General features: G+C 66.7%; 15 protein-coding genes and 1 riboswitch. Of the genes, 13 read left to right on the top strand and 2 right to left on the bottom strand.

The features are described 5' to 3' along the window. Positions 1-74: 74 nt before the first annotated feature. Together JVX91_RS11745 and JVX91_RS11740 are read right to left on the bottom strand one after the other, a co-directional pair. A complete protein-coding gene (locus tag JVX91_RS11745; RefSeq protein WP_205339377.1) occupies positions 75-236 on the bottom strand; it encodes a hypothetical protein in 162 nt (53 codons plus the stop codon). 123 nt (positions 237-359) lie between these two features. Further along, positions 360-617 (bottom strand): DUF1145 domain-containing protein, encoded by a 258-nt coding sequence (locus JVX91_RS11740; RefSeq protein ID WP_205339376.1) that lies wholly within the window; start codon positions 615-617, stop codon positions 360-362. A 265-nt stretch (positions 618-882) separates the two neighbouring features. Further along, positions 883-981, top strand: a riboswitch (guanidine-I (ykkC/yxkD leader). 57 nt (positions 982-1,038) lie between these two features. Between JVX91_RS11740 and JVX91_RS11735 the strand changes: the two genes are divergently transcribed. The 13 genes from JVX91_RS11735 (at position 1,039) to JVX91_RS11675 (ending at position 17,707) form a co-directional block, all read left to right on the top strand. After that, positions 1,039-2,103, top strand: a complete 1,065-nt coding sequence (locus JVX91_RS11735) for a putative urea ABC transporter substrate-binding protein (RefSeq protein WP_205339375.1) — start codon at positions 1,039-1,041, stop codon at positions 2,101-2,103. Positions 2,104-2,345: 242 nt separating this feature from the next. Next, positions 2,346-3,161 (top strand): ABC transporter permease, encoded by an 816-nt coding sequence (locus tag JVX91_RS11730; RefSeq protein WP_205339374.1) that lies wholly within the window; start codon positions 2,346-2,348, stop codon positions 3,159-3,161. Further along, entirely contained in the window at positions 3,158-3,964 is an 807-nt protein-coding gene (locus tag JVX91_RS11725; protein ID WP_205339373.1) for an ABC transporter ATP-binding protein, read from the top strand. Before JVX91_RS11730 ends, JVX91_RS11725 begins: the two co-directional genes overlap by 4 nt. A gap of 10 nt (positions 3,965-3,974) precedes the next feature. After that, positions 3,975-4,694, top strand: coding sequence for an urea amidolyase associated protein UAAP1 (locus tag JVX91_RS11720; RefSeq protein WP_205339372.1), 720 nt, complete (start codon positions 3,975-3,977; stop codon positions 4,692-4,694). An 11-nt stretch (positions 4,695-4,705) separates the two neighbouring features. After that, positions 4,706-5,341 (top strand): urea amidolyase associated protein UAAP2, encoded by a 636-nt coding sequence (locus JVX91_RS11715; protein WP_205339371.1) that lies wholly within the window; start codon positions 4,706-4,708, stop codon positions 5,339-5,341. A 414-nt stretch (positions 5,342-5,755) separates the two neighbouring features. Further along, positions 5,756-9,631 (top strand): 5-oxoprolinase/urea amidolyase family protein, encoded by a 3,876-nt coding sequence (locus tag JVX91_RS11710; RefSeq protein ID WP_205339370.1) that lies wholly within the window; start codon positions 5,756-5,758, stop codon positions 9,629-9,631. A gap of 237 nt (positions 9,632-9,868) precedes the next feature. Beyond that, positions 9,869-11,677, top strand: a complete 1,809-nt coding sequence (gene atzF, locus JVX91_RS11705; protein WP_205339369.1) for an allophanate hydrolase — start codon at positions 9,869-9,871, stop codon at positions 11,675-11,677. Positions 11,678-12,177: 500 nt separating this feature from the next. After that, entirely contained in the window at positions 12,178-13,254 is a 1,077-nt protein-coding gene (locus tag JVX91_RS11700; RefSeq protein ID WP_205339368.1) for a DUF2157 domain-containing protein, read from the top strand. Beyond that, positions 13,251-14,087: a DUF4824 family protein gene (locus tag JVX91_RS11695; protein WP_205339367.1), complete on the top strand. Its 837-nt coding sequence runs from the start codon at positions 13,251-13,253 to the stop codon at positions 14,085-14,087. Before JVX91_RS11700 ends, JVX91_RS11695 begins: the two co-directional genes overlap by 4 nt. 84 nt (positions 14,088-14,171) lie before the next feature. Then, complete coding sequence (locus JVX91_RS11690) at positions 14,172-14,432, top strand: cysteine-rich CWC family protein (protein ID WP_205339366.1); 261 nt, start codon at positions 14,172-14,174, stop codon at positions 14,430-14,432. Continuing rightward, positions 14,432-15,130 carry a 16S rRNA pseudouridine(516) synthase gene (locus tag JVX91_RS11685; protein WP_205339365.1) on the top strand — a complete coding sequence of 233 codons (699 nt, stop codon included), beginning with the start codon at positions 14,432-14,434 and terminating at the stop codon, positions 15,128-15,130. The genes JVX91_RS11690 and JVX91_RS11685 overlap by 1 nt, the downstream gene beginning before the upstream one ends. Before the next feature lie 411 nt (positions 15,131-15,541). Next, positions 15,542-16,594, top strand: a complete 1,053-nt coding sequence (locus JVX91_RS11680) for a L,D-transpeptidase (RefSeq protein ID WP_205339364.1) — start codon at positions 15,542-15,544, stop codon at positions 16,592-16,594. A 366-nt stretch (positions 16,595-16,960) separates the two neighbouring features. Further along, positions 16,961-17,707 carry a murein L,D-transpeptidase catalytic domain family protein gene (locus tag JVX91_RS11675; RefSeq protein WP_205339363.1) on the top strand — a complete coding sequence of 249 codons (747 nt, stop codon included), beginning with the start codon at positions 16,961-16,963 and terminating at the stop codon, positions 17,705-17,707. Positions 17,708-17,831: the final 124 nt, after the last annotated feature.

The raw sequence follows: 17,831 nt of genomic DNA, 5'->3' as shown, positions 1-17,831 counted from the left end.
TCCTGCACCGAACGGTCCCCTCTCCCGCTTGCGGGAGAGGGTTAGGGTGAGGGGCTCTGGCCCTGCCTTGAACGTCACCGGTGCCAGCCCTGGTAGGGGCCGCCGTAGTAAGCCGGCGGTGGCGGCGCGGGGCGATAGTAGTGCGGGCGGTCGCGCCAGCCTCCATGGTCATGCTCGTAGACCACGCAACCGGTCAACGGAAGGATCATCAGTACAGCAGCGAAGAGTCGACGCATGGCGCCTCCATCGAGCGAGCCGGCTGCCCCGCGGGAGTGCGGGGCGACAGTTCTTCCGGTCTCGCAAGATCAGACATGTCTGTCAGAAGGCGGTGCCACAGCTAAAGGTAAAGCTTCGGTAAATCAGCCGTTTACAATTTCCAGGCGACGAAGCTTGCGGCTTTGCAGATGCAGCACACCGAACAGCAGCACCTGCACCTTCTCGGTGACCGAACGCCGACGCGCCAGCAACAGCACCTCACCGACGTGCACCAGCAGGATGGCGGCGGACAGCCACAGCAGCGGACGGTGCAGCTCACCGAACGGGTAGATCAGGTTGAGCACGGCGGCGAGCCAGAACATGGCCAGCGCGCCCTTGGCGAAGCTCAGCAACTCGGACATGGCGATGGATTCCTCAAGGTGAATGTCGCTTCAGTCTGCCGCCCGGTACACCTGGCACGCTCCTGCCTTTCGACTGGCCCGCGCACCAGGAAGCGGCGCCACGCTTCATTTGAGGGCAGGCGAACGCCCTCGCGTGCACCGAAATATCCGCTCCGATTCGCCGCAGCCCTTCTGCCCCGGCACTTTCGCCAACTTGGCACGCCGCTCGCTATATCCGAGTCGTGCAGGAGCCATCCGCCACAGCGGAAAGCAGCACCACAATTCGACAATGGATGACTAGGGTTCCGGCTCGCCAAGCGAGTGACTGGTCCGAGAGTCATCGACCTCCAGCGAGGTTACACGGCGGGACAAAAGCCCGGGAGACGAGAGCGACACGTGCCGCCCGACTCCTGCCTGCCCGCCAATCGACTGGAGATGCTCCATGCGCAAGCCCCTTCTGACCGCCCTGTTCGCCGCCGGCCTCGCCGCCTTCAGCCTCTCAGCCTCCGCCGCCGCGAAGAACAGCTTCAACCTCTGCTGGACCATCTATGCCGGCTGGATGCCCTGGGAATACGCGGCCAGCCACGGCATCGTCGACAAGTGGGCGAAGAAGTACGGCATCGAGATCAAGGTCACCCAGCTCAACGACTACATCGAGTCGATCAACCAGTACACCGCCGGCCAGTTCGATGGCTGCACCATGACCAACATGGACGCCCTGACCATCCCCGCCGCCGGCGGCGTCGACTCCACCGCGCTGATCGTCAGCGACTTCTCCAACGGCAACGACGGCATCGTCATCAAGGGTGAAGGCAAGACCCTGGCCGACCTCAAGGGTGTGGACGTCAACCTGGTGGAGCTCTCGGTCTCCCACTACCTGCTCGCCCGCGCGCTGGAAAGCGCCCGCCTGAGCGAGAAGGACGTGAAGACGGTGAACACCTCCGACGCCGACATCGCCGCCGCCTTCAACACCGACGACGTGCAGGCCGTGACCACCTGGAACCCGATGCTCGCCGAGGCCCGCGCCAAGCCGGGCACCACCGAGGTGTTCAACTCCAGCCAGATCCCCGGCGAGATCATGGACATGATGGTGGTCAACAGCTCCGTGCTCAAAGACAACCCCGCCCTGGGCAAGGCGCTGACCGGCGCCTGGTTCGAAACCGTCGCGCTGATGCAGGGCGACAGCGCCGAAACCCGTGCCGCGCTGGAACACATGGCCAAGGCCTCGGGTACCGACCTCGCCGGCTACCAGAGCCAGCTCGCCACCACCAAGCTGTTCGCCACGCCGAAGGAGGCGCTGGCCTTCGCCACCAGCCCGAAACTGCCGGCGACCATGGACAAGGTCGCGGCCTTCTCCTTCGCCCACGGCCTGCTCGGTGAAGGCGCGAAAAGTGCCGACGCGGTCGGCATGAGCTTCGCGGGCGGGCTGTCCACCGGTGACGCGAAGAACCTCAAGCTGCGCTTCGACCCGAGCTACGTGCAGATGGCAGCCGAAGGCAAGCTCTGACCTGTAGGAGCGGACCTTGTCCGCGAAAGCCGCAGACGTCGGCGCGATTCGCGGATGAGATCCGCTCCTACGAGAGCCGCTCTCCCTGCCCCTCCGTTCTGTCCAGGAAGGCGCCACGGCGCCAGCCGGCACGGACCGCCCCCTCTCCCCCTGGGAGAGGGCTGGGGTGAGGGAAAGCATCGGCACGAAATCACGCGACGAAGTTACCGGCCCCCAGGGCCCGCAATAAACAGGTACGAAGCATGCGCCTGATCAACCGAACCCCCGACCGCAGCGGCCGCCTGTTCCTGGTACTGCTGCCCTTCGCCCTGCTGCTGTTCGCCTACTTCGCGGGCTCCACCTCGCGGCTGGCGGAGAACCCCAACGACAAGCTGCTACCCAGCGCCGCGCAGATGGCCGACGCGGTGAACCGCCTGGCTTTCAACGAAGACAAGCGCACCGGCGAAGTGCTGTTCTGGCAGGACACCGGCGCCAGCCTGCAACGTCTCGGCATGGGTCTTGGCATCGCCGCCCTGCTCGGCCTGGTGCTGGGCATCGCCGCCGGCAGCGTGCCGCTGTTCGGCGCGCCGCTGTCACCGTTGCTCACCGTGCTGTCGATGATTCCGCCGCTGGCGATCCTGCCGGTGCTGTTCATCGTCTTCGGCCTCGGCGAGTTGTCCAAGGTGGTGCTGATCGTCATCGGCGTCGCCCCCTGCATCGCCCGTGACATCGAACAGCGCGCAAGGGAAATCCCCCGCGAATTGCTGATCAAGGCGCAGACCCTGGGCGCCAGCACCTGGACGCTGATCCTGCGCGTGGTGCTGCCGCAACTGATGCCGCGCCTGCTGATTTCCCTGCGCCTGATGCTCGGCTCGGCCTGGCTGTTCCTCATCGCCGCCGAAGCCATCGCCTCCACTGACGGCCTGGGCTACCGCATCTTCCTCGTGCGCCGCTACCTCGCCATGGACGTGATCCTGCCCTACGTGGTGTGGATCACCGCCCTGGCCTGGCTGATGGACTACGGCCTGCGCCTGCTTACCCAGCGTGCCTTCCCCTGGTACGAAGGAGGCAAGGCATGAGCTTCATTTCTGTCCGCAATGTCTGGCAGGAATACGACGGCAACGTGGTGCTCGAACGCCTCAATCTCGAGGTGAAGGAAGGCGAGTTCTGCACCCTGGTCGGCGCCTCCGGCTGCGGCAAATCCACCTTCCTGCGCCTGCTGCTCGGCCAGGAGCGCCCCAGCCGTGGCGAGCTGTTGCTCGAAGGCCAACCGCTGCCGGGCGAGCCCGACCCGAGCCGTGGCGTGGTGTTCCAGCGCTACTCGGTATTCCCGCACTTGTCCGTGCTCGACAACGTCGCCCTCGGCCTGGAATTGCCGCGCTCGCCGCTGCTCGGCCGGCTGTTCGGCAGCGCCAAGCGCGAGGCCCGCGAGCAGGCTGCCGCCCTGCTTGAGCGCGTCGGCCTCGGCCATGCGCTGAAGCAGTATCCGAGGGCCCTCTCCGGCGGCATGCAGCAACGCCTGGCCATCGCCCAGGCACTGGTGATGAAGCCACGTGTGCTGCTGCTCGACGAACCCTTCGGCGCGCTCGATCCCGGCATCCGCAAGGACATGCACGTCCTGCTGCTGGAGCTGTGGCAGGAAACCCGGCTCACCGTGTTCATGGTCACCCACGACCTCGCCGAGGGCTTCAGCCTGGGCACCCGCCTGCTGGTCTTCGACAAGGTTCGCCATGACCCGCAGGCACCCAACGCCTATGGCGCCCGTATCACCTACGACATCCCGCTCAACGCCGACCGCAAGGCCGCCCGCGCCGCCCTGCCCGAACCGCTTGCCGCGCGCCTGGAAACGGCCGCCGCCCCGCTGATCACGCCGGCCTACTAAGGAGCCCGCCATGAACGAATTGCGCACCACCCTCTACGAAGAAACCGTCCCCGGCGGCGGCCACACCTCCTTCGTCCTCAAGCGCGGCCAGGTGCTGCGCCTGACCGACATCGAAGGCGGCGGCAACATCAGCCTGCTGCTGTTCAACGCCGCCGAGAAAAGCGAGCGGCTGAACCTGCCCGACAGCCTCAAATGCCAGCACACCGCCAAGCTCACCGCCGGCCACTGCCTGTACTCGGACATGGGCCGCGTGCTCGCCGCCATCACCGCCGACAGCTGCGGCTGGCACGACAGCTTCGGCGGCGTGCTGAACGCCGCCGAAGTGCAGGAGAAATACGGCGCGGGGCGCTACCAGGAACTGCGCAACGGCTTCTACCGCAATGGCGTGGACAACCTGCTGGTGGAGATGGGCAAGTGGGACATGCGCCTGCAGGACCTGCTGATGTGCCTGAACCTGTTCAGCCGCGTGGACGTCGATGCCGACGGCTGCTTCCGCTTCGCCCAGGTCAATTCCAAGGCCGGCGACTACGTCGAGCTCTACGCGCCGATGGACACCCTGGTAGTGCTCACCGCCCTTCAACACCCCATGGACCCGAACCCGCAGTACGCGCCCAAGCCCATCGGCCTGACCTGGCAGCAGGTCGCCGCCGACGGCATCAGCGTGCTCTGCCGTACGTCCCGCCCGGAGAATGGCCGCGGCTTCCACAACACCGAACGCCAGTACCTGTAAGGAGCGCGAGCATGCCCATCGTCCCCAGCGACAAACACCCGGAAGCCTGCGTCTCGCGCACCCTGATCCCGGCCGGCGAACCCAGCCTCACCGAACTCAAGGCCGGGCAGACCCTGCGCATCCTCGACCTGGAAGGCAACCAGGCGGTGGACACGCTGTTCTTCAGCGCCGCCAACCCGCGCGAGCGTTATGACGTACAACGCACCCTGCGCAAGCAGGGGCAGGTCTACCTCAGCGCCGGCAGCGTGCTGTATTCCAACCTCGGCAACCCGATGCTGAGCATCGTCGCCGACACCTGCGGCCGCCACGACACCCTCGGCGGCGCCTGTGCCCAGGAAAGCAACACCGTGCGCTACGCCCTGGACAAGCGCTACATGCACAGCTGCCGCGACAACTTCCTGCGCGCCAGCCTGCACGACGGTCGCCTGAGCAAGGCCGACATCAGCCACAACATCAACTTCTTCATGAACGTGCCGGTCACCGCCGAAGGCGGCCTGACCTTCGAGGACGGCATCTCCGGCGCCGGCAAGTACGTCGAGCTGCTCGCACACATGGACGTGATCGTCCTGATCTCCAACTGCCCGCAACTCAACAACCCCTGCAACGGCTGGAACCCGACGCCGGCGGAGCTGCTGGTATGGGACTGAAGCAGCCACAAGCGGCAGGCGGAAAGCTGCAAGCGGTGCGGCGCTGGATCTTCTCCCTCAGCCAGAGCCGGAGTGGCCAATGCAGCCCGACGCTGCGGATAGCTCCCTCTCCTGCTTGCGGGAGAGGGCGGGGGGAGAGGGAACGCCCAGCGCCATAGCAAGGGCCCCTCTCCCCGGCCCTCTGACTGGGCGTCCCCCCCATGAAGGGAGAGGGAGCAGTACGCAGCAGGGCTCAGACCCCCACAGCCACGTAGGGCGGATAACGCCACAGCGTTATCCGCCAGCAGAGCACACACAGCCAATCGGCGGATGGGTAAAGCTCATCCGCCCTGCGAGTCCGCAATCCCGCCCCGGACGACCGGGATGGGTACCGAATGACGGCGGGACGGCCCGCCACCCCATGGGGACGCCCTCATGTTCGACAAGCTCCTGATCGCCAACCGCGGCGCCATCGCCTGCCGCATCCTGCGCACGCTCAATGAACTGAACGTGGGCGGCGTCGCCGTGTACTCCGAAGCCGACGCCGCCAGCCTACACATCCAGCAGGCCGCCCAGGCCATCAGCCTCGGCGAGGGTCCGGCCTCCAGCACCTATCTGGTCGTGGAGAAAATCCTCGCCGCCGCTCGCGACAGCGGCGCCCAGGCGATCCATCCCGGCTACGGCTTCCTCTCGGAAAACGCCGCCTTCGCCGAAGCCTGCGAAGCCGCCGGCATCGCCTTCGTCGGCCCGACGCCGGAGCAACTGCGCGTGTTCGGCCTCAAGCACACTGCCCGCGCGCTGGCCCGCGAACAGGGCGTGCCGATGCTCGAAGGCACCGACCTGTTGCCCGACCTTGAAACCGCGCTGCTCGCTGGTGAGCAAGTCGGCTACCCGGTGATGCTGAAAAGCACCGCTGGCGGTGGCGGCATCGGCATGCGCGTGTGCCGCTCAGCGGACGAACTGCGCGACGCCTTCGACGCGGTGAAGCGCCTGGGGCAGAACAACTTCAGCGACTCGGGCGTGTTCATCGAGAAATACATCCAGCGCGCCCGCCATCTGGAGGTGCAGGTGTTCGGCGACGGCCAGGGCGAAGTGATCGCCCTCGGCGTACGCGACTGTTCGGTACAGCGGCGCAACCAGAAAGTGCTGGAAGAAACCCCGGCGCCCAACCTGCCCGCCGGCATGGCTGATGCACTCTGCGCAGCGGCGATCCTGTTGGCGAAAGCGGTCAGCTACCGCAGCGCTGGCACCGTGGAGTTCGTCTACGACAGCGACGCGCAGCGCTTCTACTTCCTCGAAGTGAACACCCGTCTGCAAGTCGAACACGGCGTCACCGAACAGGTCTGGGGCGTCGACCTGGTGCGCTGGATGATCGAACTGGCGGCCGGTGATCTGCCGCCGCTGGCCGACCTCGTCGCCGAGCTGAAGCCCAACGGCCATGCGATCCAGGCACGTCTCTACGCGGAAGACCCCGGCCGCGATTTCCAGCCCTGCCCGGGCCTGCTCACCGCCGTGCAATTCCCGCCGGCTGACGGCAAAACCCTGCGCATCGACACCTGGGTCGAGGCCGGCTGCGAAATCCCTCCTTACTTCGACCCGATGATCGCCAAGCTCATCGCCTGGGCGCCGACCCGCGAACAGGCCAGCGCCGACCTCGATCGCGCGCTGGCCGACAGCGTGCTCTACGGCGTGGAATGCAACCGCGACTACCTGCGGCAGATCATCAAAGACGCGCCCTTCGCCAGCGGCTCGCCCTGGACGCGCTGCCTGGAAGGCCTGCGCTACCGCGCCCACACATTTGAAGTGCTCAGCGCCGGCACCCAGACCAGCGTGCAGGACTACCCCGGCCGCCTCGGCTACTGGGCCGTGGGCGTGCCGCCATCGGGCCCGATGGACGATCGTGCGCTGCGCCTGGGCAACGTCCTGCTGGGCAATCCCGAAGGTGCCGCCGCGCTGGAAATCACCATGAGCGGCCCGACCCTGCGCTTCAACACCGATGCCGTCGTGGCTGTCACCGGCGCGGCGTTGCCGATCAGCCTGGACGGCACCGCGCAGCCGATGGACATCGCGCTGTTCATCGCCGCCGGCTCGACCCTGAGCCTGGGCACCGTAAGCGGCGCCGGCGCGCGCAGCTACCTGTGCCTGCGCGGCGGCCTGAACGTGCCGGATTATCTGGGCAGCAAGAGCACCTTCACCCTCGGCCAGTTCGGCGGCCACGGCGGCCGCGCACTGCGCGCTGGTGATGTGCTGCACCTCGACGCGCTGGCAGACGTACGCCACGGTGAAAGCCTGCCGGTGGAACTGCGCACCGACCTCCCTGCAGTGCGCAGCATCCGCGTGATCTACGGTCCCCACGGCGCGCCGGAATACTTCACCCCGGCCTACATCGACACCTTCTTCGCCACCGACTGGGAGGTGCACTTCAACTCCAGCCGCACCGGCGTACGCCTGATCGGCCCGAAACCGGAATGGGTGCGCGAGAGCGGCGGCGAGGCCGGCCTGCACCCGTCGAACATCCACGACAACCCCTACGCCATCGGCGCGGTGGACTTCACCGGCGACATGCCGGTGATCCTCGGCCCTGACGGCCCGAGCCTGGGCGGCTTCGTTTGCCCGGTGACGGTGATCGAGGCCGATCTCTGGCAGCTTGGCCAGCTCAAGGCGGGGGACAGGGTTCGCTTCCTGCCGGTGGATATCGCCACTGCCCGTTCGCTGAGCTGCACTCAATCCTACGAATACCGTGCTCTCTGTAGGAGCGAGCTTGTGACCCACATGGATGTGGGAAATGCCGAAATCCGTCGGGAACGGATTCGGCCTCGCGAACCTGAACAGAGCCACGGGCAGAATGCGCTCGCGAGCAAGGGCTGGGGCGCCCCCCTCGGTTCTACGGGGGTACAACCCACCTCCGGTGCAAGCGGTTTCCCTTCACCCCAACCCTCTCCCGGAGGGAGAGGGGGCAGTTCGGTGTTGCCGGCGGGCACGGTGTTCTCCGATGGCACGGACGGCTCCCTCTCCCTCCGGGAGAGGGCGGGGGGTGAGGGCAGCCCAGGCGCCATGCTCACCTCCCCCATCGTCCTCAACCTCGGTCAGGACGACACCCGCCTGGTCGCCCGCCTCTCCGGCGACACCCACCTGCTGCTGGAAATCGGCCAGCCCGAGCTGGACCTCGTCCTGCGCTTCCGCGGCCATGCCCTGATGCAGGCGCTGGAAGCCAAGAACCTCGATGGCGTGATCGACCTCACCCCCGGCATCCGCTCGCTGCAGGTGCACTACCAGCCGGAAACCCTGCCGCTGGACAGCCTGCTGGAAACCGTCGCCGGCCTCTGGGACACCGTCTGCGCCGCGCAGGACCTCAAGGTGCCTTCGCGCATCGTCCACCTGCCGCTGTCCTGGGACGACCCGGCCTGCCAGCTGGCCATCGAGAAATACATGACCACCGTGCGCAAGGACGCGCCCTGGTGCCCGAGCAACCTGGAGTTCATCCGCCGCATCAACGAGCTGCCGGACCTGGAGGCGGTGTACCGCACCGTCTTCGAAGCCAGTTACCTGGTGATGGGCCTGGGTGACGTCTACCTCGGCGCGCCGGTGGCCACGCCGCTGGACCCACGCCACCGCCTGGTGACCACCAAGTACAACCCGGCGCGCACCTGGACCGCGGAAAACTCCGTGGGCATCGGCGGCGCCTATATGTGCGTCTACGGCATGGAAGGCCCCGGCGGCTACCAGTTCGTCGGCCGCACCCTGCAGATGTGGAATCGCTACCGCGAAGTCGCCGCGTTCGACGGCAAGCCCTGGCTGCTGCGCTTCTTCGACCAGATCCGTTTCTACCCGGTGTCGGCGGACGAACTGCTGCGCATCCGCCGCGACTTCCCGCTGGGCCGCTATCCGCTGCGCATCGAAGAAAGCGAGCTGCGCCTGGCCGACTATCAGCAATTCCTCGCCGAGGAAGCCGACAGCATCGCTGCGTTCCGCAGCCACCAACGCGCCGCCTTCGACGCCGAGCGCCAGCGCTGGATCGCCTCCGGCCAGGCCCACTTCGAGAGCGAGGAGGCCGCCGTCGACACCGGAGAGGACGCTCCGCTCGGCGCCGGCCAGCACGCCGTCGAAAGCCACATCGCCGGCAACCTCTGGCAGGTGCAGGTGGAAGCCGGCGCCAGCGTAAAGGCCGGCGACATCCTGGTGATCCTCGAATCCATGAAGATGGAAATCCCCCTCACCGCGCCGCGTGACGGCGTGGTGCGCGAGGTCCGTGTGCAGCCCGGTTCGCCGGTGCGCGCCGGGCAGCGGGTGGTGGTGATGGAGGAGGCTTGAGCTGACGTTATCGATCTGGCCAGGAGCCCCTCACCCTAACCCTCTCCCAGAGGGAGAGGGGACTGTTCGGAGTGGGCCTCAGCGCTGGATTCAACCTGAACCACAGTCCGCGCCACCCGGCCAACCATGGTTCGAACCCAACACCGCGCCGGACTGCTCTTCCCCCTCTCCCTCCGGGAGAGGGCCGGGGTGAGGGCAGCCCAGCCTGAGAACTGATCGGCCCAAGGAATCTCGACCATGCCCAACACCTTCGACCTCCGCCTCACCACCCTGCGCACCACCTACCGCGAAGGCCGCACCACCGCGCGCCAACTGATCGCCCAACTGCGCGACAAGGCCGCCGCGCTGAACCCCGACTACCACCTGTTCATCCACCTGCTGACGCTGGACGAACTGGAACCCTACCTCGCCGCGCTGGACGAAAAGTCGCCGGACAGCCTGCCGCTCTACGGCATCCCCTTCGCCATCAAGGACAACATCGACCTCGCCGGCATCCCCACCACCGCCGCCTGCCCGGCCTTCGCCTACACGCCGGAATCTTCCGCGACTCTGGTGCAACAGTTGATCGACCTGGGCGCCATCCCGCTGGGCAAGACCAACCTCGACCAGTTCGCCACCGGCCTCAACGGCACCCGCTCGCCCTACGGCGAATGCCGCAACAGCGTGCTGCCCGATTACCCGTCGGGTGGCTCCAGCGCCGGCTCCTCTCTCGCCGTGGCACTGGGCGTGGCGAGCTTCGCCCTGGGCACCGACACCGCCGGCTCCGGTCGCGTGCCGGCAGCGCTCAACGGTTTGCTCGGGCTGAAACCGAGCAAGGGGCTGCTGTCCAACCACGGCCTGGTGCCGGCCTGCCGCACACTGGACTGCATCACCTACTTCACCGCCAGTGCCGCCGAGGCCAGTGAACTGCTCGCTCTCACCGCCCGGCTCGATCCGCAGGACGGCTACAGCCGCGCCAATCCAGCCTGGAACGACGCCAGCGCCTTCGGTGCGCCCAAACCGTTCCGCTTCGGTGTCCCCCGTGCCGATCAACTGGAGTTCTTCGGCTGCCAGCAAGGCCCAGTGCTGTTCACCGATGCCCTGAACCAGCTCAAGGCCCTGGGCGGCGAGCCTCGGGAAATCGACTTCGCGCCCTTCCTCGAAGCCGCGCGCCTGCTCTATGAGGGCCCCTGGGTCGCCGAGCGCTACAGCGTGGCGGGCGAGCTGATCGAGCGCGACCCGCAGGCGGTGCTGCCAGTGATCCGCGACGTGCTGGCCAAAGCACCCGGCGCAACTGCCGTGCAGGCGTTCCGCGCGCAATACCGGCTGCAGGAACTCAAGGCCCAGTGCGACGCGATCCTCGCCGACCTTGACTGCGTACTGACGCCCACCATCGGCCGCCCGGTGACGCTGGACGAGCTGCACGCCGAACCGGTGAAGCGCAACTCGGAGCTGGGTTACTACACCAACTTCATGAACCTGCTGGACTACGCCGCCGTGGCGGTACCCAGCGCGATCATGGACAACGGCCTGCCCTGGGGCGTGACCCTGTTCGGCCGCGCCTTCACCGACCAGTACCTGCTCGGCGTGGCCGACGCCCTGCAGCGCCAGCACAACTTGCCGCTCGCCGGGGGCAACGCCATCGCCCCGGCATCCTCCGCCAACCCCGCACGCAACGACCGCGCGCGTCTGGTCGTGTGCGGTGCGCACCTGGACGGCCTGGCGCTGAACTGGCAACTGCGCCAGCGCGGCGCCCGCCTGCTGCGCGCCATCCACAGCGCCCCGGCCTACAAGCTCTACGCCCTGGCCGGCGGCCCGCCGCTGCGCCCCGGCATGCTGCGCGTGGCCGAAGGCGGCGTGGCCATCGAGGTGGAAGTCTGGGAGCTGCCCAGCGCCGAGCTGGGTTCCTTCCTCACCGGCATTCCAGCGCCACTGGGGTTGGGCAAGGTGCAACTGGAGGATGGCAGCTGGGAGACCGGCTTCATCTGCGACGCCTGGGGCCTGGACGGCGCCGAGGACATCAGCCACTTCGGCGGCTGGCGGGCCTGGCTTGCCAATCGCAGCTGATCACAGAGACTTTCGTAGGATGGCATGGAGCGCGGAGGCACCTGGCTCCAGCTCGCGGACGCCACCACCGGGGAGTCCGTTCGCGAACCAGAACCAGGCGCCCCTCCTCGCCCAAGGCAATCCGCCCACCTCTGGCGCTTCGCCATGGCGATCAACGCGGGCGGAGTCCGCTCCTGCGAAGGTCAGCCCAGGTGTAGGAGCAACTGTCTGTTCCTGGGAAGTCCATACCAATGCATCCCCCTCACCCCAGCCCTCTCCCTCAGGGAGAGGGGGCAGCCCGAGCCGACTGACGCTGAGGTTTCATCCTGCACCTAACGGCTCCCTCTCCCCCTGGGAGATGGAGCCGTTAGGGTGAAGGCCGACCCGAGCGCAGAACTTTCACGTAGGAGCGGACTCCGTCCGCGATGACCCGCCAACGTGAACAGAGTCATCCGGAAAGCCATGGAACCCCGCCGCGCCACCAGCTAGAGTCCCAGCATCACCCGTCGCAAGGACCGGTCATGCCCGATCTCAGCCACCAGCAGGCGCAGCAGCGTGTGGACGATATCCACGCCTTCGACCGCGAACTGCAACGCCTCACCGACGAGGGTGCGCTTACCCTCGACAGCCCCCAACGCGAACGCCTGCACGACCACCAGCAACGCCTGCTCGCCGACTACCGCGCGCGCTTCGACATCGACCGCGACAGCCAGGACCATCGCCTGTCCCTGGGCATGCGCATCGCCTCCTTCCTCGGCGCGCTGGCCCTGGCCGCCAGCCTGTTCTTTCTCTTCTATCAATTCTGGGGACTGTTCGGCGAAGCCGCCCAGGTCATCATCCTGGTCGCCGCCTCGCTGCTCAGCCTGCTGCTGACCCTCGCCCTGCAGCGGCGCGACGCCTCCGGCTACTTCGCCAAGCTGGGCGCCATGCTCGCCTTCGCCTGCCTGGTGCTGAACGTCGTGATGCTCGGGCAGATCTTCAACATCACGCCCTCGGACAAGGCCCTGCTACCCTGGGCCGCCTATGCGCTGCTGCTGGCCTATACCTGCAACGCGCGGCTGCTGCTGGCCGTCGCGCTGATCTGCCTGATGGGCTACGTCGCCGCGCGGGTCGGCACCTGGAGCGGGGTCTACTGGCTGGACGTCGGCGAACGGCCGGAGAACTTCTTCCCGGCCGCGCTGCTGATCTTCCTCGTCCCCGCCATCATCCCGCAGCGCCGCTTCGACGGCTTCGCCTCGATCTACCGGTTGTTCGGGCTGCTCGGCCTGTTCCTGCCGATGCTGGTGCTGGCCAACTGGGGCGGCGGCAGCTACCTGCCCTTCCATCCGCGCCCGGTGGAAAGCCTCTACCAGGTGCTGGGCTTCGTGGTATCGGCGCTGGCCATCTGGCTCGGCGCGCGTCGCGAATGGCCGGAAGTGGTGAACACCGGGCTGACCTTCTTCGTGATCTTCCTCTACACCAAGTTCTTCGACTGGTGGTGGGAGGTGATGCCCAAGTACCTGTTCTTCCTCGTGCTGGGCTTGTGCGCGGTACTGATCCTGCTGGTACTGCGCCGCCTGCGTCGCGCCCACGGTCTGCTGGGAGGGAGTCGACCATGAACTGGACCCGCACCCATGCGTTGCTTGGCGGCGTCGGACTGATCGTGCTGGTCAACGCCGTCGCCCTCGGCGGCGTGGCCTGGAACCGCTCCGCCGAGCCGGACAGCTTGCTGCGCCTGAGCCAACGTGAACTCTCGCGCAATAGCGACTGGTACAAGGAGAACAGCGGCCTGAGCCTGCGCCTCTTCTGGCGCGTGCCCAGCCGCGAAGAGGACGCCAACCGGCACAACCCCGGCTGGCAGCCACCGGTCACCGCGCAGGCCATGGCCGAGCTTGGCTTCGCCATGCCGGAGCAGGTGGATGACAACAGCGCCCGGCGTTTCGACCGCCAGCAATCCCGCGCCGCTCTGCTGGTGCTGGAACTGGACGGCCCGCTGTACCAGCGCGAACTGCAACTGGCGCGCAAGCATCTGGAGGAAGCACAGCAGGCCGCCGAAGCCGCGCCGGGCAACGAGAAGCTGGCCTTCGAGCTGAAATACAGCCGCAACGCCCTGGAAAGCGAAGAGAAGCGCGCCACCCGGCTGCTGCTCAAGGATGTGGGGGCGGACCTGGCCGTCCTGCGCAACCGCTACCCGGACCGCCAGCGCTACCTGATCGTGCACGGCCTGGTGCGACCGGTGTCGAACTTCCACGAACACATCTGGACCCTCGGCGGCACCGCCAGCGCCAACGGCCTGGACTCGATCAACGTGCCGTACACCTGGCGCGAACGGCTCGACGCGATCACCACCCAGCCGCACCGTGCAGCGGACGAGCGCGCCCAGCCCTTCATCGCCGAGGTCGCCTTCGGCCGCCGGCTGGAGCCGTGGATCAAGCACATCGAGATGCCCTGAGCGCTCCTCGCGCGCCGATCCGAATTCCCTTGCGCGATGCGGGTCGGCGCTGCAACCTGTGCGCCCGCATCGCCCCGTTCCGTCATGAGCGAAGACATCCTCGATCCCACCCGCTGCCCGCTCTGCGGCCAGTCCAACCGCTGTTCCCAGGCCGACCCGGCGCTGGAGGGCACGCCGTGCTGGTGCTTCCAGACCCGCATCGATCGCAATGCCCTGGAGCGCATCCCGCCCGAACTGGTCAATCGCGCCTGCCTGTGTCCGTGCTGCGCCGCCGGGCTCGAGCCGACGGGCACTTCCGCCCAGGGAGCTTCACCGACAATCCAGGACGCCGACGAGAACGCCTGATGCGCCTGGATCGTTTCATCGCCAACCTGCCGCAATTCAACCGCCAGCAAGCTCGCCAACTGCTCGCCGAAGGCCGCCTGCGCGTCGATGGCCAAGTCATTCGCGACGGCACCCACGAGGTGCGCGAGTTCAGCCGTGTGGAACTCGACGATATGCTGCTGCAGGCCGGCAAACCGGCGCGCTACTTCATGCTGCACAAGCCGACCGGTTGCGTCAGCGCTACCCGCGACGCCGAGCACCGCACCGTGCTCGACCTGCTGGACGAGCCGGACAAGCACGAGCTGCACATCGGCGGTCGCCTGGACTACAACACCACCGGGCTACTGCTGATCACCAACGATGGCCTGTGGTCGCGGCGCATGACGCTGCCGGGGCGCAAGCTGCCCAAGGTCTACTACGTCGAGACCGAAGACCCGATCGAGGAGCGCTACATCGAGACCTTCGACCGAGGCCTCTACTTCGCCTTCGAAGACCTCACCACCCTGCCCGCCCAGCTGGAAATCCTCGACACTCGCGCCGCACGCCTGACCCTGCACGAAGGTCGCTACCACCAGGTCAAACGCATGTTCGGCCACTTCCAGAACAAGGTGACGCGCCTGCACCGCGAGAGCATGGGCGGCCTGGTACTCGACCCCGCGTTGCAACCCGGCGAGTACCGCTCGCTGACCGCGCAGGAAGTCGCAGACCTGGACCGGTAGGAGCAACTGTCTTTTCCGGGTAGCCCGTGCCGATGTTTTTCCCTCACCCAGCCCTCTCCCAGAGGGAGAGGGAGCAGCCCGAGCCGACTGGCGTGATGGTTTCATCCTGCACCGAACGGTACCCTCTCCCCCTGGGAGAGGGTTAGGGTGAGGGCCGTCCCAAACACAGAGGCCTCTCGTAGGAGCAGGCTCCGTCCGCGATGGCTGGCGTGGCACCCTCTGCCAGGCCGGAGCGGGCATTGAATCGATCGCGGACTCATCCGAAAAGACAGTTGCTCCCACGACACGCCCTGCGCCGAGACACCTTGCACACTCCTGAAATCACCCAGCGGACCGTTCAGCCCGGCGGTTTGCAGCCTTCGCCATCGCTTGGCTAAGCTGCCAACCATGCCCGCGTTCCAAGGAAAGGTAATGAAGAGACTGTCGGTTGCCCTGTTGATCGCCCTGAGCGCCAGCATCGCCGTCGCGAATCCGAGCAAGCCCTCGCCGCTATCGGACCTGCAAGCCGCGCTGAAGACGCTCAAGCCGGGGCAATTCCTCTGGTACCCGGAAATCTCCCCCGCCGGTCCGGTCACCCTGGTCGTCAGCCTGACCGAGCAGCGCGCCTACGTGTACCGCAACGGCATCGCCATCGGCGTGGCCACGGTCAGCACCGGCAAGAAGGGCAAGGAAACCCCCACCGGCGTGTTCTCCATCCTGCAGAAGAAAGTCGAGTATCACTCCGACCTCTACAACAGCGCGCCCATGCCCTACATGCAGCGCCTGACCTGGGACGGCATCGCCCTGCATGCCGGCAACCTGCCCGGATATCCCGCCTCCCACGGCTGCATCCGCCTGCCCATGGCCTTCGCCAAGAAGCTCTACGAGGTCACCGGCTTCACCTCCACCACGGTGATCATCTCCGACGCCAAGAGCTCGCCGGTCGAGGTCTACCATCCCGGATTGCTAGCCCCCATCGTCAGTGACGGACGCCCCGCCGGCCCGCATGACGACAGCGGAATGGTAGTGCCGTTCTGGAGCGACCCGGGCGCGGAGAAAGGCCCGGTGTCCGTCCTCGTCAGCCGTGCCGACCGCCGCCTCTATGTGTATCGCGGCGGCCTGCAGATCGGCACCGCGCCGGTCGCCTTCGAACACCCGGAAGAGAGGACCGGCGTGGCGGCCTTCTCCCTGATGGAAAAGCCCTCCCAGGCCGAAATCGACAGCGAGAACCCCAACCTGCGCTGGACCAGCGTGCAGGTCAGCGATCCGCAGCGCGGCCTGACGCCCGCCGAGCAATTGGGCAAATTCAGCCTCGACCGCGAATTCCTGCGCAACCTGCTGGCCAGCATGGACGTGGGTAGCACCCTGGTGATCACCGACCTGCCCTCCACACGCGACATGCGCAGCAATCCGGACTTCACCGTGATCACCACCAACGACCGGCAAGCGGAACAGAAGCCGGTCAAGAACCAGCCGGTGAATTGAGCGATGTCCCGGCGCGATGACCTCCTCCTCGCGCCACCGCTGCAGAATTCTTCTTCCGCCGCTTCCTCCTTCCAACACCATGGTGCTCCTGGGTTGCGCGCGCTCGGCTTCCGATGGATGGCCTCAAGCTGGCCGGGCAGGCAGTCGAAAAATCGTGAAACGGCCAGGCTCTGCATACCGGTCCGGGATGCACGCCAGCCCGCGCCAACCGGCGTTCCAAGGCCTTCGGCCGCAGCGGAAAGTTCGCAAATACCGACGGGCGGATCCATAATTGGTTAAAAAACAATCACATCGCTGGTCAAAAATCGCGCACAATGCGGCGTTTCCCAGAAAAAACCATATCGATTCAACGGGAATGTTGTATTCATGCTGACTTTTTTGAAGTTTCGGGGGATCTTCCGGATTTCGCTCGCCAGTGCCGCGCTCTTCGCGATCGGTAGCTGGCAGGTTGCGTCCGCCGCCCGCCTGCCCACGGCCGAGGAACTGCACCGCCTCGCGCCCGCCGCCAATACCGAGACGCTGCGCCTGGCACTCAGCGCACTGCAATGCGCCAGTACCCAACTGGGTGGCCAGAACCAGCTGCTGACAGTGATCGACTACTCCAAGCCATCGCGCGATAAACGCCTCTGGGTCTTCGACCTGAAGCAGCGCAAGTTGCTCTTCGAGGAATGGGTCGCCCATGGCAAGAAGAGTGGCGACGACATGGCCACTTCGTTCTCCAACCGCCCGGAGAGCAACCAGTCTTCCATCGGCCTCTACCAGACCGGCCAGACCTACAGTGGCAAGCACGGCCGTTCCCTGCGCCTGGTGGGCCTCGAGCCGGGCTTCAACGACAACAGCGAAGAGCGCGCCATCGTCATGCACGCGGCCGCCTACGCCGATCCCAAGGTCGTCTCCGGCCTGGGCCGTCTTGGTCGCAGCCTGGGCTGTCCCGCGGTACGTCCGCAGGTGGCGCAGAAGCTTATCGACACGGTGAAGAACGGCAGCTACGTATTCGCCTACTACCCGCAGCAGCAATACCTGAAGACCTCCCAGTTCCTCGCCGGACAGAGCTGCACCGTGGCGAAAAACCCGCAGATCAACCGCTACGCCACCAACCTCGCCAAGCGCTGATCGCTACCCGCTCCCCAGAATGCAAACCGCCGGCTGATGCCGGCGGTTTGCATTTACGCCCTTCGCAGGAGCGAGCTTGCTCGCGAGCCCACGTCGGCGAAGAAGAGCTTCGCGAGCAAGCTCG

The sequence above is a fragment of the Pseudomonas sp. PDNC002 genome (assembly GCF_016919445.1).
Classification (GTDB): Bacteria; Pseudomonadota; Gammaproteobacteria; order Pseudomonadales; family Pseudomonadaceae; genus Pseudomonas.
This window is presented reverse-complemented; position numbering and strand designations above follow the sequence as displayed.

Coding starts and splice junctions, on each gene's coding strand:
- JVX91_RS11745 (WP_205339377.1), bottom strand. CDS start 236: ATGCGTCGACTCTTCGCTGCTGTACTGATGATCCTTCCGTTGACCGGT.
- JVX91_RS11740 (WP_205339376.1), bottom strand. CDS start 617: ATGTCCGAGTTGCTGAGCTTCGCCAAGGGCGCGCTGGCCATGTTCTGG.
- JVX91_RS11735 (WP_205339375.1), top strand. CDS start 1,039: ATGCGCAAGCCCCTTCTGACCGCCCTGTTCGCCGCCGGCCTCGCCGCC.
- JVX91_RS11730 (WP_205339374.1), top strand. CDS start 2,346: ATGCGCCTGATCAACCGAACCCCCGACCGCAGCGGCCGCCTGTTCCTG.
- JVX91_RS11725 (WP_205339373.1), top strand. CDS start 3,158: ATGAGCTTCATTTCTGTCCGCAATGTCTGGCAGGAATACGACGGCAAC.
- JVX91_RS11720 (WP_205339372.1), top strand. CDS start 3,975: ATGAACGAATTGCGCACCACCCTCTACGAAGAAACCGTCCCCGGCGGC.
- JVX91_RS11715 (WP_205339371.1), top strand. CDS start 4,706: ATGCCCATCGTCCCCAGCGACAAACACCCGGAAGCCTGCGTCTCGCGC.
- JVX91_RS11710 (WP_205339370.1), top strand. CDS start 5,756: ATGTTCGACAAGCTCCTGATCGCCAACCGCGGCGCCATCGCCTGCCGC.
- atzF (WP_205339369.1), top strand. CDS start 9,869: ATGCCCAACACCTTCGACCTCCGCCTCACCACCCTGCGCACCACCTAC.
- JVX91_RS11700 (WP_205339368.1), top strand. CDS start 12,178: ATGCCCGATCTCAGCCACCAGCAGGCGCAGCAGCGTGTGGACGATATC.
- JVX91_RS11695 (WP_205339367.1), top strand. CDS start 13,251: ATGAACTGGACCCGCACCCATGCGTTGCTTGGCGGCGTCGGACTGATC.
- JVX91_RS11690 (WP_205339366.1), top strand. CDS start 14,172: ATGAGCGAAGACATCCTCGATCCCACCCGCTGCCCGCTCTGCGGCCAG.
- JVX91_RS11685 (WP_205339365.1), top strand. CDS start 14,432: ATGCGCCTGGATCGTTTCATCGCCAACCTGCCGCAATTCAACCGCCAG.
- JVX91_RS11680 (WP_205339364.1), top strand. CDS start 15,542: ATGAAGAGACTGTCGGTTGCCCTGTTGATCGCCCTGAGCGCCAGCATC.
- JVX91_RS11675 (WP_205339363.1), top strand. CDS start 16,961: ATGCTGACTTTTTTGAAGTTTCGGGGGATCTTCCGGATTTCGCTCGCC.